This window comes from Mesorhizobium sp. M1312, from assembly GCF_040318115.1.
In the GTDB taxonomy this organism is placed as follows: Bacteria; Pseudomonadota; Alphaproteobacteria; order Rhizobiales; family Rhizobiaceae; genus Mesorhizobium.
In genome coordinates, this window is the sequence record NZ_JAMYLQ010000037.1 from 18,226 (window position 1) to 34,207 (window position 15,982).

General features: G+C 61.4%; 13 protein-coding genes and 1 pseudogene. 13 read left to right on the top strand and 1 reads right to left on the bottom strand.

Going from position 1 to position 15,982, the window contains the following annotated elements; all coding sequences use genetic code 11:
- The first annotated feature begins 543 nt into the window (after positions 1-543).
- The 4 genes and pseudogenes from queC (at position 544) to NKH36_RS30135 (ending at position 4,008) form a co-directional block, all read left to right on the top strand.
- A complete protein-coding gene (gene queC, locus NKH36_RS30120; RefSeq protein ID WP_352964233.1) occupies positions 544-1,242 on the top strand; it encodes a 7-cyano-7-deazaguanine synthase QueC in 699 nt (232 codons plus the stop codon).
- Positions 1,242-1,598, top strand: coding sequence for a 6-carboxytetrahydropterin synthase QueD (gene queD / locus NKH36_RS30125; protein ID WP_352596072.1), 357 nt, complete (start codon positions 1,242-1,244; stop codon positions 1,596-1,598). Before queC ends, queD begins: the two co-directional genes overlap by 1 nt.
- Positions 1,595-2,329 carry a 7-carboxy-7-deazaguanine synthase QueE gene (gene queE / locus NKH36_RS30130; protein ID WP_352964235.1) on the top strand — a complete coding sequence of 245 codons (735 nt, stop codon included), beginning with the start codon at positions 1,595-1,597 and terminating at the stop codon, positions 2,327-2,329. The genes queD and queE overlap by 4 nt, the downstream gene beginning before the upstream one ends.
- A 367-nt stretch (positions 2,330-2,696) precedes the next feature.
- A pseudogene (locus NKH36_RS30135) lies at positions 2,697-4,008 on the top strand (dicarboxylate/amino acid:cation symporter).
- A 763-nt stretch (positions 4,009-4,771) separates the two neighbouring features.
- Here the strand turns inward: NKH36_RS30135 and hemN are convergent.
- Positions 4,772-6,121, bottom strand: coding sequence for an oxygen-independent coproporphyrinogen III oxidase (gene hemN / locus NKH36_RS30140; protein WP_352964239.1), 1,350 nt, complete (start codon positions 6,119-6,121; stop codon positions 4,772-4,774).
- Positions 6,122-6,277: 156 nt separating this feature from the next.
- Between hemN and NKH36_RS30145 the strand changes: the two genes are divergently transcribed.
- The 9 genes from NKH36_RS30145 (at position 6,278) to ccoS (ending at position 15,631) form a co-directional block, all read left to right on the top strand.
- Positions 6,278-7,024, top strand: a complete 747-nt coding sequence (locus tag NKH36_RS30145) for a Crp/Fnr family transcriptional regulator (RefSeq protein ID WP_031255605.1) — start codon at positions 6,278-6,280, stop codon at positions 7,022-7,024.
- 607 nt (positions 7,025-7,631) lie between these two features.
- A complete protein-coding gene (gene ccoN / locus NKH36_RS30150; RefSeq protein WP_023800951.1) occupies positions 7,632-9,263 on the top strand; it encodes a cytochrome-c oxidase, cbb3-type subunit I in 1,632 nt (543 codons plus the stop codon).
- On the top strand, positions 9,254-9,985 hold the full coding sequence (gene ccoO / locus NKH36_RS30155) for a cytochrome-c oxidase, cbb3-type subunit II (RefSeq protein ID WP_352964241.1): 732 nt from the start codon (positions 9,254-9,256) through the stop codon (positions 9,983-9,985). Before ccoN ends, ccoO begins: the two co-directional genes overlap by 10 nt.
- An 11-nt stretch (positions 9,986-9,996) precedes the next feature.
- A complete protein-coding gene (locus tag NKH36_RS30160) occupies positions 9,997-10,146 on the top strand; it encodes a cbb3-type cytochrome c oxidase subunit 3 (RefSeq protein WP_023800953.1) in 150 nt (49 codons plus the stop codon).
- 2 nt (positions 10,147-10,148) lie between these two features.
- Complete coding sequence (ccoP, locus tag NKH36_RS30165) at positions 10,149-11,012, top strand: cytochrome-c oxidase, cbb3-type subunit III (protein WP_023800954.1); 864 nt, start codon at positions 10,149-10,151, stop codon at positions 11,010-11,012.
- Between the two features lie 131 nt (positions 11,013-11,143).
- Positions 11,144-12,703: a cytochrome c oxidase accessory protein CcoG gene (gene ccoG, locus NKH36_RS30170; RefSeq protein WP_352964242.1), complete on the top strand. Its 1,560-nt coding sequence runs from the start codon at positions 11,144-11,146 to the stop codon at positions 12,701-12,703.
- A complete protein-coding gene (locus tag NKH36_RS30175; RefSeq protein ID WP_352964243.1) occupies positions 12,700-13,197 on the top strand; it encodes a FixH family protein in 498 nt (165 codons plus the stop codon). The genes ccoG and NKH36_RS30175 overlap by 4 nt, the downstream gene beginning before the upstream one ends.
- The gene (locus tag NKH36_RS30180) at positions 13,194-15,482 is read left to right on the top strand and encodes a cation-translocating P-type ATPase (protein ID WP_352964244.1); all 2,289 of its coding nucleotides are present in this window, start codon (positions 13,194-13,196) and stop codon (positions 15,480-15,482) included. The genes NKH36_RS30175 and NKH36_RS30180 overlap by 4 nt, the downstream gene beginning before the upstream one ends.
- A complete protein-coding gene (gene ccoS, locus NKH36_RS30185) occupies positions 15,479-15,631 on the top strand; it encodes a cbb3-type cytochrome oxidase assembly protein CcoS (protein WP_352964245.1) in 153 nt (50 codons plus the stop codon). The genes NKH36_RS30180 and ccoS overlap by 4 nt, the downstream gene beginning before the upstream one ends.
- Positions 15,632-15,982 lie beyond the last annotated feature (351 nt).

Sequence of the window (15,982 nt, forward strand, 5' to 3'; positions counted from 1 at the left end):
TATGAGGATTTGACGGTTCGGCTTGGCCCCTTGTGACCGCACCGTTGGGCTTGGTGGTGGGCGTAGCTCGACAGGCTGGCGATGGCCGTGCGAATTGCGATGCGGCCCTTACAATCATGGAGCACAATTCCGATTTTGCAAGGAACACTCGGCTCTGCATCGGCTCGAACGGCTAGAGATGGTTCCCCCAGGCTAGTCGGCAGATCGGGGAAGCAGTGTTGAAAAGGAAAGCTCGCCAGACGTCTCTTGAGCTCGGGACCACCAGGTGCTTGATCAAATCTTCGAGAACCTTGTCTCCGGAGATCCGGGGCGATTTCTCCTTCAGCGCATTCTGGTTATGCTTGGGTTTGAAAATCTACCGAACAGTACCTTTTCGTTAGTCCGTGCCTTCTTTCAGGCCGGGAGCCTGCCTGACGGCGCTCTGCGCAGCGGCACGTCAGCGCATCAAACTCGCCCACGGTTCACAACGTTGATTCGCTGGAGTACTGGGAGCGCAGAGAAATCTCCGGTGCAGCCTACCCGGTCAAAACAGGGACCCCAACGATGAAGACTCTCGTCGTCTGCTCCGGCGGATTGGACTCCGTTTCGCTTGCTCACAAGGTGGCAGCGGAGCACGAGCTCGCCGGCCTCCTATCTTTCGATTACGGCCAACGGCACAGGAAGGAATTGGGCTTCGCCGCCCTTTGCGCGGAGCGTCTGAGCGTCCCGCACCGCATCATCGACATCCGCGAAATCGGCCGCGGCCTTTCCGGCTCCGCGCTGACCGATCATGTGGACGTGCCGGACGGCCACTACGCCGAAGACACGATGAAGGTCACGGTGGTGCCGAACCGGAACGCCATCATGTTGGCAATTGCCTTCGGTCTCGCCGCCGCGCAGAAGTCCGAAGCGGTTGCGACGGCCGTGCATGGTGGGGATCATTTCATCTATCCCGATTGCCGCCCGGCCTTCATCGACACTTTCCAGATCATGCAAGACCGCGCGCTCGACGGCTACGCGAACATTCGCCTTTATCCGCCTTATGTGAACCTCACGAAGGCGGACATCGTTGAGGATGGAGCAAGATACGGCACACCATTTGCGGAGACCTGGTCCTGCTACAAGGGCGGCGAGCGTCACTGTGGACGGTGCGGGACCTGCGTCGAGCGGCGCGAGGCGTTTCATCTTGCAGGGCACCCGGACCCCACCGACTACGAGGACTCCGACTTCTGGCTCGACGCGCTGCGCAGGAGGATCGTGTAATGTTCTGCATCACTAAGGAATTCCACTTCTCGGCCTCGCATCAGCTCACCTCTTTGCCGCCCGAGCACCAATGCGCGCGCCTGCACGGGCATAACTACATCGTCGAAGTAGAGCTTTCGGCGAAGGAACTGAACGAGCACGGCTTCGTGCGCGACTATCATGATCTGGCGCCGCTCAAACGCTATATCGACGAGAGCTTCGACCACCGACATCTCAACGAGGTGCTGGGGCATGAGCAAGTCACGGCGGAATGTCTGGCCAGACATTTCTATGGATGGTGCAAGGCACGCCTGCCCGAGACCTCGGCCGTGCGGGTCAGCGAAACGCCGAAAACCTGGGCGGAGTACAGGCCATGACCGATACGCATCCCGCAATTCGCGTCAGCGAGATTTTCGGGCCGACGATCCAGGGCGAGGGCGTGCTCATCGGTTTGCCGACGGTCTTCATCAGAACCGGCGGGTGTGACTATCGCTGTTCCTGGTGTGACAGCCTCCATGCGGTGGATAATCAATTCCGCCATGAATGGGAGATGATGCCAATTGACGCGGTGTGGCAAACCGTCGTTGCGCTTTCCAGTGGCCGGCCAGTGATGGTGTCACTGTCAGGCGGCAATCCTGCCATTCAGCCGTTTCGTGCGCTCATCGAGCGAGGCCATGGTGAAGGTTACCGTTTCGCGCTGGAAACCCAAGGTTCCGTGGTCAGGGACTGGTTTGCCGACCTTGACGTGCTGGTCCTCAGCCCGAAGCCGCCGTCAAGCGAAATGAGGACCGATTGGGCCGCTGTCGCGGCGTGCGTCGAAGCGGCGCAGGAGAAGCCGCAAATCGTGCTCAAGCTCGTTGTTTTCGACGAAAGTGACTACGCCTACGCGAAAGACGCCGCCGCGAGATTTCCGCGACTTCCGGTCTATCTGCAACCCGGCAATCACACGCCGCCACGTGCTGGCAACGAAGACGCGTCCGTCGACCTGGAAGGAATAATCAAACGCATGGAGTGGCTGATTGAAAAGGTGACCCGCGACAGGTGGTTCGAAGCCCGCGTGCTGCCGCAGCTGCACGTAATGCTCTGGGGTAACAAGAGAGGCGTCTAGCCTGCGCCCGCTGGGGCGACGGCCTTGGGCATAGCCATACAAGATCTCGACCATCTGGATGCCGATCGCAGTCACCTGAGGCAAAGAGCTTGTGTCGACGGCCTCCAGCGGCTGCCAGGCTGCGTGTAACGCCCAGAGCGACCTCCAATCCCCGACAGTCGGCCCTTCTTTCGATGAAGGGCACGCGCCAGCGGCGAGTGCAGAAATCCGCAGAAGCACGGCGTGAGAGGGCCTGCGCGTTTCTCGCGCCGCCGCGGTTTGGCACGGAGCTTGCGGCGGCGTTGGTGCAGCGTTCGGCCGGAGCCCCGCGATGGGGAGGAGCCCGGGAAGGTCGGAACCCACCTCGATCCGATCAGGGAGAGAAACAGTGTCACCCGCACAAGTCTGCGGCGCGAGTCCCGCGCCCCGCAAACCCTTCTGTGCCAAGCTTTACGCGCAGGTGCTTGCCGCCATCGCCCTCGGCGTCGCAATTGGCTATTTCTATCCGGGGACCGGCGAGAGCCTGAAGCCGCTGGGTGATGCCTTCATCAAGCTGGTCAAGATGATCATCGCGCCTGTCATGTTCCTGACAATTGCGACCGGCATTGCCGGCATGAACGATCTTCACAAGGTCGGCCGGGTCGCCGGCAAGGCGATGGTCTATTTCCTCACCTTCTCGACGCTCGCGCTGATCGTCGGCCTCATCGTCGCCAATGTCGTCCAGCCCGGCGCCGGCCTCAACGTCGGTCCGGCCTCGCTCGATGTCCAGGCCGTGAATACCTATGCCGCAAAGGCGCACGAGCAGTCGGTCACCGGCTTCCTGATGAACATCATCCCGTCAACGATTGTCGGTGCCTTCGCGGAAGGCGACATCCTGCAGGTGCTGTTCTTCTCGGTTCTGTTCGGCATGGCGCTGGCGATGGTCGGAGAGACGGGCAAGCCTGTCGTCTCCTTCCTTCAGGCGCTCATCGCCCCTGTCTTCAAGCTCGTCGGCATTCTGATGAAGGCCGCGCCGATCGGCGCTTTCGGCGCAATGGCCTTCACGATCGGCAAATATGGCATCGGTTCGGTCGTGAACCTCGCGATGCTGGTCGCGACGTTCTATTTCACCGCCTTGCTCTTCGTGTTCGGGGTTCTCGGTGCGGTCTGCCGCTACAACGGCTTTTCGATCTGTTCTCTCATTCGCTACATGAAGGAAGAGCTGCTGCTTGTGCTCGCACCGTCCTCCTCGGAGGCCGCGCTGCCCTCGCTCATGGAGAAGATGGAGAAGGCGGGCGCCAGGCGTTCGGTCGTGGGCCTCGTCATCCCGGGCGGATATTCGTTCAATCTGGACGGCACCAACATCTACATGACGCTGGCGGCCCTCTTCATCGCGCAGGCGACGAACACGGATCTCTCGATCGGCGGTAGTATCCTGCTGCTTCTTTTCGCCATGCTCCCTTCGAAAGGAGCAGACCGCATTACCGGTGCAGGCTTCGTCACGTTGGCTGTAACGCTCTTTGTCGTCCCGACCGCCCCTTTCGTCGGCATGACGCTGATCCTTAGTGTCGACGACTTCATGTTCGCATGCCGTGCGCTGACGAATCTGCTCAGCAACGCAGTGGGAACGCTCGTCGTCGCCCGCGGAGGGCGAGCCGGATGAAGTTCGACCGGCAGAGGCCCTCGCGAGCGGACCCTCGGCGCCGGCGCTTTGGTGGTGAAGGATCAAGTCGTCCGGCGTGGCTAGTCTAAGGGCGGTCGCGGCTGGCCAGCTCGCGCGAACGCCGCTCAGCATTGGGGGCAGGGCGCAAAGCCGCAGTAGAGGAACCGTCCGCTGGCATCGGCACCAATAGAGCCCGGCAACGTCCCGTGCTCGGGGAACTGCTGGGCAAAAGCGATGACCCACTTTGACGCCAAAGGCACCGTTGCTGCCCGGCCGTTCACCGCTAATTGGAGCCCGACCCATGTCTTAACTGCCGGCCTTGTCGCCCGATCGGACCGATGAGAACATCAAACCGGCGCATGGTCTGGCGGAAAAAGCTGTCATAGGGGCGTTATTTGCCTACCTCACTCCAGTACCACGAGCTTACGCTCCAGATGCTGGTCACATCTGGGTTGCGATAGCGCGATGCCATGTCCTATCCGACGATCGAATCATTCGTTTCGAGGTAACGCAATGTCGGTGGGCATCGAGCGGCATGTTATCGACAAGGTCGAGACCCCGATCTTGGAGCCGGCAAAGACGATTGGCGACTGCTTCCGATACAGAAAAAGAGGCCGGACTCGACGTGGCGCTTGAGGCACATCGAAATGGAATACGGCGCCGAAAGGCACGACCGGACGACATCGTCGCTATGCCAAAGACCTTCGCATCTGGTCCGTTCTGAAATCCTATCTTGACGCGACGGTCGCATATGAAGAGTCAAAAATGTAGCGCAATCGGTTCACGATCGACTGAAAACCGTGACCGTTCCTGTGCGGCGCTCAGACCGTCGCTGAGTGCCTGGCCGTTCCACTTTCGAAATATTTATCGAACTTCACCGCAATGCTCCTCACGAAGGGGCGATTTGCCGCCGGCACGACGAAACTGTCGCCTTGCAGTTCAAGCAGTTGAGCAGGATCCTTAAGGGCGATGGAGCTTGCCTGAAGCAGGAGCCTTTGGCCGGCTTGCCCGAAGCTCTCCACCAGGTCGATCGCCGAGAAGGCGAAATCGCACATCAGCCGCTCGATGATCCAGCCCCGGGCGCGATCGTCGTCGCAGAGCACGATGCCGCGCACAGCCGCCAACCTGCCGTCTGCAACCATGCGGCCGTACTCGCCGGTCGAAGGCATGTTCTGCACGTAGCCCTGGCGAAAACGGCTGATCGACGAAGGGCCAAGTCCGATCAATGTCTCGCAGCGATCGTCCGTGTAGCCCTGAAAATTGCGGTGCAAAGCGCCCGCGCGGGCCGCTACCGCCAACGCGTCGCCCGGCTTTGCGAAATGGTCGAGCCCGATTGATTCATAGCCCTCGTCCACAATCGCTCGCGCGGCAAGTCGCGATTGAGCGAACCGCTCCGTGGGACCGGGGAGCCATGCCTCGTCGATCATCGTCTGATGTTTCTTGAACCAGGGCACGTGAGCGTAGCCGAACAGCGCCATCCTGTCCGGTTCCAGGGTGAGCGCCTGCGCCACGGTGGAACACAGGCTCTCCCTGGTTTGATGCGGCAGGCCGTAGAGCAGATCAAGGTTCACGGAATCCACTCCGCGGGAACGAACTTGGTCGACGACTGCCTTGGTCTGCAAAAAGCTTTGCTCGCGGTTGATCGCCTTTTGCACTTTCGGATCGAAATCCTGCACGCCGAGGCTCGCCCGCGTCATGCCGATTTCGGCAAGCGCATCAAGGCGGGCTTCGTCCGTATCGTTCGGATCGATCTCGACGCTGACCTTCGCATCGCCGAGAAAATCGAAATTGTCCCGCAGCACCGTGCCCAGTGTCAGCATGTCCTCGGGCCTCAGCATCGTCGGCGAACCGCCCCCGAAATGAACTGCGCGAACTCGGCCCTTGCCGCTGACAAGGCCGCCAACCGTCGCGATCTCCGCACACAGCGAGCGCAGATAAGCGGCCACCGGCTCATAGTGGCGCGTCTGTTTGGTATGGCACGCGCAGAACCAGCAGAGCCTGTCGCAATAGGGAATATGCAGGTAAAGCGATATCTCGTCACCGCCTTCGAGCGCCTCCAACCAGCCTCGGTAGACGACAGCATCGACCCCCGTATGGAAATGCGGCGCGGTCGGATAACTGGTATAGCGCGGGACATTCTCGCCAAGTCTGGCAGCTAGCTCCGGTCGCATGTCGTGGTCCACCGTCTTTGCGTCGCCGGAACCCTGGACGCCTTGATGAGGCAAAGCCCTGATTTCGGTCAACCTTCAGCACGGACAAACTGCCGCAAGGATTTTTCTACCGCAGATTGCTATCCTGCCGGCACTTGGGACCGGTAGAGCGATCGAATGACATTACGGCAGGACATTCACACTTCCGGCATTCCCGTTCTTTGCCTGTCTTGCGAGGCACGGCACCGCGGCGTCTGCGGTGCGCTCGAACCAGACCATTTGGCTCGGCTCGCCAAGACGTCGTCGCGGCACAAAATCGAGCCGGGGGTCGAACTGATCGGCGACGCCGAGGCGGTCGACAGCTATTCAAACGTGCTTTCAGGCGTGGTGAAGCTGACGAAGAGCCTTTCGGACGGCCGCCAGCAGATCGTCGGCCTCCAGTTCGCGCCGGATTTTCTGGGACGGCCCTTCAAGGTGAAAAGCGCGATCAATGCGGAAGCGGCAACAGCTGTCTCGCTGTGCTCGTTTCCGAGAGCGGCCATCGAACGGATGATGAAGGAATCACCGGAATTTGTGCATCGCCTGCTCAAGCAGACGCTGAACGAACTCGACGAGGCACGCGAATGGATGGTGACTCTGGGGCGCAAGACCGCACCGGAGAAGGTGGCGAGCTTTCTCCTCATGATCGCCCGGAACATCGATTCCAGTGTTGACCCGGCGGCCAGGTCGGCGTGCTTCGAGCTGCCGATGACGCGTGCCGACATCTCTGATTTCCTTGGAATTACAAACGAGACCGTGAGCCGTCAGCTGACTGGACTGAGAATGGACGGCGTCATCCGGATCGAGAACAACCGCCGTGTCACCGTGGATAGTATGAGCCGGCTGGAACGGCGCTGCGGCGGCCGAGGCGCAACCGCCGTTTGAATGACACCGAAGCTGCTTGGCCTGCGTCGCTTACTTCGTTCGGGGCAGGGCATTGCTCGCGTTGGGCTTAGAAGAAGCCGCGTAGCGACAGCCCGCTCTCCATCCAATCGCATGAGCCAGGTGCGTTTCGGCCAACTCGTCGGCGAAGCATTCATTCTCGAGGTGCTCGACGTGGAACCGGCTGTTCGAGGCAGGATTGCACTCGGCCGAGGTTAGTACGCCTCATACGCAGGGGAAAATCACCGTCTCCCCGAACCATGAACGTCACGAAGGCAGCGCAACGCTGTCGCTGGCTGTCCCAAGGCATTGAAACGATCGACGTTCGGCAAGGCATCGGCCTACTTTCCAGCGTCACAGAAGGCGCGCTTCCTCACAAGCCCGCACTCGCCTCCACCCGGCCCGGCCCCGGGGACGCCGGACCTGTCCATAAGCGTGGCCGCCGGTGCTGCGTTTCCACGTTCGATCGCCCCAGTCTCATCGCACCGAACTCGATGCCGCCCGAAGCAAAATCGTGCGGCTCTGACATGGATCAGGGCGAGCAGGCCACGGCTGCGCAATTAAGGCACCGCGGTTTGGCGTCCGCGGGAATTGGAAATCGGGACTTGCGATGAAATTCGGCAAAGAGATCGTCCTTCTAAGCCTGTTCGCATTCGCGGCTTTGGTGGCCGCCGGCTTCGGCGTAGATGAACCCTTTCGCCAGCATATGTGGGTTTTGTTCTTCGCCGTGGCTGGCTTCACTGCGATTCTGTTGCGCAACACGGAGTTCAAGCCGGCAGTTCCGATCGAACCCGCCGCTTACATGGATGGGCCGATCCGCTACGGTGCCATCGCCACCGTATTCTGGGGCGTCGTCGGCATGCTGGTCGGTGTGGTCATCGCCCTGCAGCTCGCCTACCCGGATCTCAACATCCAGCCCTGGTTCAATTTCGGCCGACTGCGGCCGCTGCACACATCCGGTGTTGTGTTCGCTTTCGGCGGCAACGCGCTGATTTGCACGTCTCTCTATGTGGTGCAGCGCACCTGCCGCGCGCGTCTGTTCGGCGGCAACCTCGCCTGGTTCGTGTTCTGGGGCTATCAGCTCTTCATCGTCATGGCCGCGACCGGCTACCTGCTTGGCATCACCGAAAGCCGCGAATATGCCGAGCCTGAATGGTACGTCGACATCTGGCTGACCATTGTCTGGGTCGCCTATCTCATCCTGTTCCTCGGCACGATCCTAAAGCGCAAGGAACCGCACATCTATGTCGCCAACTGGTTCTACCTTGCCTTCATCGTGACCATCGCGATGCTGCATGTGATCAACAACCTGTCGATGCCGGTCTCCTTCCTGGGCTCCAAGAGCTATTCAGCCTTCTCCGGCGTACAGGACGCCCTGACGCAATGGTGGTACGGCCACAATGCCGTCGGCTTCTTCCTCACTGCCGGCTTCCTCGGCATGATGTACTATTTCGTGCCCAAGCAGGCGAACCGGCCGGTCTATTCCTACCGCCTTTCGATCATCCACTTCTGGGCGCTGATCTTCCTCTACATCTGGGCCGGGCCGCACCATCTCCACTACACCGCACTCCCTGACTGGGCGCAGACGCTCGGAATGGTGTTCTCGATCATGCTCTGGATGCCGTCATGGGGCGGCATGATCAACGGCCTAATGACGCTATCCGGCGCCTGGGACAAGATCCGGACCGACCCGATCATCCGCATGATGGTGATGGCCGTCGCCTTCTACGGCATGTCGACCTTCGAAGGCCCGATGATGGCGATCAAGACAGTCAATTCGCTCAGCCACTATACCGACTGGACCATCGGCCACGTCCATTCCGGCGCACTCGGCTGGGTCGGCATGATATCGTTCGGCGCGATCTACTACATGGTGCCGAAGCTTTGGAACCGTGAACGGCTCTATTCGCTGCGGCTCGTCACCTGGCACTTCTGGCTGGCGACGCTTGGGATCGTCGTCTACGCCGCTGTCATGTGGGTGTCCGGCATCATGCAGGGCCTGATGTGGCGCGAGTACGACGAGCAGGGCTTCCTGGTCTATTCGTTCGCCGAAACCGTCGCCGCCATGCATCCCTACTACATCATGCGTGCCATCGGCGGCGCGATGTATCTGTCGGGCGCCCTCATCATGGCCTGGAACATCGCCATGACCATCCTCGGCTACCAGCGCGAGGAGGATCCGATGCCGCGCTCCATCCCCGCCCTCCAGCCTGTGCGATCAGGAGCCAGAAAATGGGCTTGATGGACAGACACGCGGTCATCGAGAAGAACGCCACACTGCTTCTCCTCGGGTCCCTGCTGGTCGTAACAATCGGCGGTATCGTCGAGATCGCGCCGCTCTTCTATCTCGACAACACCATCGAGAAGGTCGAAGGCATGCGACCTTATTCGCCGCTCGAACTCGCCGGACGCAACATCTATGTGCGCGAGGGCTGCTACCTCTGTCACAGCCAGATGATCAGGCCGTTCCGCGATGAGGTCGAGCGCTACGGCCACTACAGCCTGGCGGCCGAGTCGATGTACGACCACCCGTTCCAATGGGGCTCCAAGCGCACGGGGCCGGATCTCGCCCGGGTCGGCGACCGCTACTCGAACGGATGGCACGTCCAGCATCTCACCGAGCCGCGTTCGGTGGTGCCGGAATCGATCATGCCGAGTTATGCCTTCCTGAAGGACATGCCAATCGAGGTGAAGGATTTCTCGACGCATCTGATCAGCAACAGCCGTGTCGGTGTGCCCTATTCAGACGACATGATCGCTCATGCCAATGCCGATCTCATGGCGCAGGCTGATCCCAACGCCGACACATCGGGCCTGGAGAGACGCTATCCGAAGGCCAAGCTTGGCGACTTCGACGGCGATCCGCAGCAGGTCACCGAAATGGATGCGCTGGTCGCCTATCTCCAGATGCTCGGCACGCTGGTCGATTTCAGGACCTATGACGAAGCCGCCGGTTACCGCTGAGGAGAATCGCGATGACCTACAATTTCATGCGGGAGTTTGCCGACAGCTGGGGCCTGCTTGTCATGGCGCTTTTCTTCGTCGGATGCGTTGCCTTTGCACTTCGTCCCGGCAGCCGCAGGCAAGCCGAGAGAGCCGCTCACATTCCTCTCAAGGACGACTGATCATGGGCAGCGAGCATATCGACGAGGTTTCGGGCATCTCGACGACCGGGCATGAGTGGGACGGCATCAAGGAACTCAACAACCCGCTTCCGCGCTGGTGGGTCATCACCTTCTACATCACCATTGCCTGGGCGATCGGCTACACCGTCGCCTATCCGGCATGGCCGATGCTGACTTCCGCGACCAGGGGTGTGCTGGGGTATTCGAGCCGCAAAGACGTCAAGAATGAACTGGCGGCGGCCGAAGTGGCCAAGGGCAAATATGTCGCTGCCATTCAGGCGAAGACGGTCTCCGAGATTGCTGCCGACGATACGCTACGCGAATTCGCCGTCGCCGCAGGTGGCGCCGCGTTCAAGGTCAATTGCGTGCAGTGCCATGGCTCGGGCGCTCAAGGGTCCAAGGGTTTTCCCAACCTAAACGACGACGATTGGCTCTGGGGTGGCAACGCCGAACAGATCCAGCAGACGATTGCGCACGGCATCCGCTTCGCATCAGACCCGGATACGCGCCTGTCGGAAATGCCTGCTTTTCGTGACATCATCACGACGGATCAGATCAAGCAGGTCGGCGCCTATGTCGCCAGCCTCTCCGGTCCTGTTCAGGACACCAGCCTGATCGAAGCCGGCGCCAATGTTTTCGCCGAGAATTGTGCCACCTGTCATGGTGAGAGTGCAAAGGGCAACAGGGAGCTCGGCGCACCCGACCTGACCGACGCGATCTGGCTTTACGGGTCTGGCGAAACAGCCATCGCCGCGCAGGTCCGCGCGCCGAAGCACGGCGTCATGCCGGCCTGGATCGGGCGTCTCGGCGAGATCAAGGCCAAGGAACTCGCGGTCTATGTCCATTCGCTTGGTGGCGGAGAATAGGAACGCAAGCCTATTCTCGTCCTCCCCCTCACCGCCAAGCGACGAGGCCCGGCGCGAGCCGGGCCTCGACATCATCCAGAACCGATGCGCCGGGCTTCCGGCGAAATCGTCGCTGGTGACTGGAGCTTCTCGTGCTTGATAACACGCAAATAGAACGGCAGGAAGCCGATGCGGTCAACTCCGCCAAGACCCGTCAGCCGCTCTATGCCGCACGCAAGAAGATCTTCCCGAAGCGGGCCTCTGGCAGTTTCCGCCGCTTCAAGTGGTCGGTGATGGCAATCACGCTGGGCATCTACTACCTGACGCCCTGGCTGCGGTGGGATCGCGGGCCATTTGCCCCGGACCAGGCCGTGCTGGTCGATCTTGCCAACCGCCGCTTCTACTTCTTCTTCATCGAGATCTGGCCGCAGGAATTCTACTATGTCGCCGGCCTTTTGGTCATGGCCGGTATCGGCCTTTTCCTGATCACATCCACCGTCGGCCGGGTCTGGTGCGGCTATACGTGCCCGCAGACCGTGTGGGTCGATCTGTTTCTGGTCGTCGAGCGAGCCATCGAGGGCGACCGCAACGCGCGCATGAAGCTCGATGCCGGGCCCTGGACTGCGCGCAAACTCGTGCTGCGAACATCCAAACACGCCATTTGGCTGGTCATAGGCGCGGCGAGCGGCGGCGCCTGGATCTTCTATTTCGCCGATGCGCCGACGCTGGCTGGTGAACTCTTCACCGGCACCGCCACCCCCGTCGCCTACATCACCGTGCCCGTGCTGACGGCGACGACTTATACGTTCGGCGGGCTGATGCGCGAGCAGGTCTGCACCTACATGTGCCCATGGCCGCGCATCCAGGCGGCCATGCTCGACGAGAATTCCCTCACCGTCACCTATAATGACTGGCGCGGCGAACCGCGCTCGCGTCACGCCAAGAGGGTCCTTGCCGCCGGGCAGCCCGTCGGCGACTGCGTCGACTGCAATGCCTGTGTCGCGGTGTGCCCGATGGGGATCGACATTCGTGATGGCCAGCAGCTTGAATGCATCACTTGCGCGCTCTGCATCGATACCTGTGACGGCATCATGGACAAGCTCGGCAGGGAGCGCGGACTGATTTCCTATGCGACGCTGGCCGACTACAACGCCAACATGATGCTGGCGACCCCGGGCGGCTCCGGGTCAGTCAACCCGTCACTGGTCAGGAGCGCTGACGGCCTGTTCTCCGACAAGGTGGCCCGTTTCCATATCCGCAAGATCTTTCGCCCACGCACCTTCATCTACATGGGCGCCTGGTCGGCGGTCGGTCTCGCGCTGCTCTATTCGCTGCTGACCCGCGAACGGCTCGAATTGAATGTCCTGCACGATCGCAACCCGCAGTTCGTGACGCTGTCCGACGGTTCGATCCGCAACGGCTACACCGTCAAGCTGCTCAACATGATCCCCGAACCAAGAACGATCATTGTCACGATGCAGGGCCTGCATGGAGCCGAAATGAGCGTTGTCGGCATCGACCTGCCGGCGGATCGCTCCTTCGCCATCCCGGTCGAACCCGACCGGCTGAAGATGCTCAAGGTTTTCGTGCGTCAGCCGGCAGATCAGGTTCGGGGTGCAGCGCAAAGCTTCAAGTTCCGGGTCGAAAACAAGGCAACGTTCGAGTCGGACGAATACACGGCCACTTTCAACGCACCGGAGATCGCCAGATGAGCGACACCTCGCGACAATCCCGCGAATTCACCGGCAGGCATATGCTGTTCACCATCCTTGGCTTCTTCGGCGTGGTCATAGCGGTCAATCTGACGATGGCGACGCTCGCCAACACGAGCTGGACCGGCCTTGTCGTCGAAAACACCTATGTGGCGAGCCAGCAATTCAACAAAAAGACCGAGCAAGGGCGAGCTCAGGCAGCCCTCGGTTGGACTGGCAAGCTAACCATCGCAGGCGGTGAGGTCCGCTACAGCCTCACCGATGCTGTCGGCAAGCCGGTTGCCTTGCATGGCGTCAAGGTGCTGTTTCGTCATCCCGCCTACGAGGCCGAGGACAAATCCGTCACTCTTGCCGCTGCCTACGGTCAGATATTCGCCGCGCACCACATGCCCAAGGATGGCGTCTGGATCGTCGAAATCGACGCCGATGCGAGCCTTGCGGAACCCTATCGCGACGTTCGCCGGATCATGATTTCCCACGGGGCGCTGCAATGAGCTGCTGCGCGCCAGGCGCCGAAATGGCGCTGGACCTGGACAAGGTCGCACTCGTCCGGCCTTCTAGCCAGGAAATCAGACTGGCGAGCCGCTCGCTGGGCGATGATCTTCGCCAGACCGACCTCTCGGTGCCGGCCGTGCATTGTGCCGCCTGCATCCAGACGATCGAGACGGCGATCGGCAAGCTGGATCGCGTCGAAGGCGCTCGTGTCAATCTTTCGACGAAACGTGTTTCGGTCCGGTGGCGCGGCGACGAGGTTCCGCCATTCGTCGCCACGCTGGGAAGGCTGGGCTATGGCGCGCACCTGTTCGATCCCGAGGCGGACGGTAGGGACAAGACGCTTTCAGAACTGATCCGCGCCGTCGCGGTCGCCGGCTTTGCGGCGGGCAATATCATGCTGCTTTCAGTTTCCGTCTGGTCCGGCGCGCAAGGCGCGACGCGCGATCTTTTCCATTGGGTCTCGGCCTTGATTGCCATTCCTGCGCTCGCTTTCGCCGGCGGCATCTATTTTCGCTCGGCCTGGAATGCGCTGCGCCACAGCCGCATGAACATGGACGTGCCGATCGCGGTCGGGGTATCGCTCGCTTACGCCATGAGCCTCTACGAGACGATCAACCATGGCGACCATGCTTATTTCGACGCCTCGGTGTCGCTGCTGTTTTTTTTGTTGATTGGCCGCACGCTGGATCATTTGATGCGGGAGCGCGCACGGACCGCCGTGAAAGGCCTTTCTCGGCTGGCCGCCCGCGGTGCCATGGTGCTGCGCGAGGATGGTTCGCGCGACTACTTGCCGGTTGGCGAGATCGAACCAGGAATGGAGCTCTTGATCGCGGCCGGCGAGAGGGTGCCCATCGACGGCAGGATCATTGGCGGGGCGTCGGATCTCGACTGTTCCCTGGTTTCCGGGGAAAGCACGCCCAGAGCGGTGGGCCCGGGGGCGCAGGTCCAGGCCGGTACACTCAATCTCACCGGTCCGCTGACCATCGAGGCGACGTCCGCCGCGAAGGATTCCTTCCTGGCGGAAATGGTTCGGCTGATGGAAGCGGCAGAGGGCGGCCGCGCCCGCCATCGCAGGATGGCCGATCGCGTCTCCGCGCTCTATGCCCCCGTGGTCCACCTCACCGCCTTTGTGACGTTCCTCGGCTGGATGGCGGCGACCGGCGACTGGCACCGGGCGATAACCATCGCCATCGCCGTTTTGATCATCACATGCCCGTGCGCGCTCGGTCTCTCCGTGCCGATCGTACATGTGGTCGCTGCGCGCCGGCTGTTCGAAAGCGGCGTCATGGTCAAGGACGGCTCCGCCATGGAGCGCCTGGCGGGGATCGACACGGCATTGTTCGACAAAACCGGCACGCTTACGCTCGGACTGCCCAGGCTGATCAATGCGCCGTCCATCGATCCGACGATGCTCGCCATCGCGGCCGAGATGGCAGCGCATTCCCGCCATCCCTTTTCGAAGGCAATCGCTGGCCATGCAGCCTTTGCCGGCCAGCCGAAACTCGCGTCCGTCAGCGAGCATCCGGGCTTCGGCATCGAAGCCATCGCCGAGGGCAGTACCTGGCGGCTGGGTCGCCGCGGATGGGGTGAGTGGAAAGCCCGGACCGGCGGCGAAGGCAAACAAGGCTATGGCGGAACCGTTCTGACGAAGGACGGGGTCATTGTCGCGACTTTCGATTTCGAGGATGAGCTGCGTGCCGATGCCAAGGCGGCCATCGAGCAACTGAACGGCGCCGGCCTGTCGGTGGAGATGCTGTCGGGCGACACAGAAGCTGCCTGCGGCGAAGTCGCGGAAGCACTGGGCGTCGAGCGCTTCGTTCCCGCGGTGCTTCCCTCCGGGAAGGTCGAACACATCGAAGCATTGACGCGAACTGGCCACAAGGTGCTGATGGTCGGCGATGGGCTCAACGACACGCCTGCATTGGGCGCCGCACACGTTTCGATCGCTCCGGCCACGGCGGCGGATATCGGTCGCAACGCCGCGGATTTCGTGTTCCTGCGTAAAAGTCTTCTGGCGGTCCCACTTGCTTTAGACATTTCGCGGAAGGCCGGACTGCTGATCCGGCAGAACATCGCCATCGCGATCATTTACAATGGCAGCGCCGTGCCGGTCGCCATTCTGGGGCACGTTACGCCACTGATCGCGGCGGTCGCGATGTCCGCCTCGTCCCTCCTGGTCATCGGCAATGCGCTACGCCTGCAAGGTTTCGTGTCAAATGCATCGGTGCAAGATGCCCGGCATGACAGGCGCTCCGACATTGGCGCACTGGCACAATCCTCATGACGACGCTCGCCTACCTCATACCTGTGGCCCTGTTCCTCGGAGCGCTTGGGCTGGCCGGGTTCCTGTGGGCCTTGAGGAGCGGCCAATATGAAGATCTCGATGGCGCCGCCGAGCGGATCCTGATCAACCGCGACGAGCCACGCAGCTGACCCAGCCTGCCCTGCAACGACTCGCTCGAATATTTTCCGCGGTTGCTTCGCGTCATGCCGATTTCGGCGCGCGACGGGTGCGAACGGATCAGCCAGAATACGTTGCCGAATTTCGGCCAGGAAGGGCCGCACCGAAGGGGAAGCCCGCCATTCCATGATGACCTGACCAGACCATGGCGTGGCGATCGACCAGTCGGCCGTGAACCCGCCGTTGCCGCGTTTGTCGAGCCTGGTTGATCCAGATCAGGGTTATCTCTTCATCGGCATGGTTTCATTGACCAGTTTTTCAACGGAGAACGGATGTCTAACGGACGGTTAGGTCACGTGAGACGCTGGGGGAGATGGCCGCAA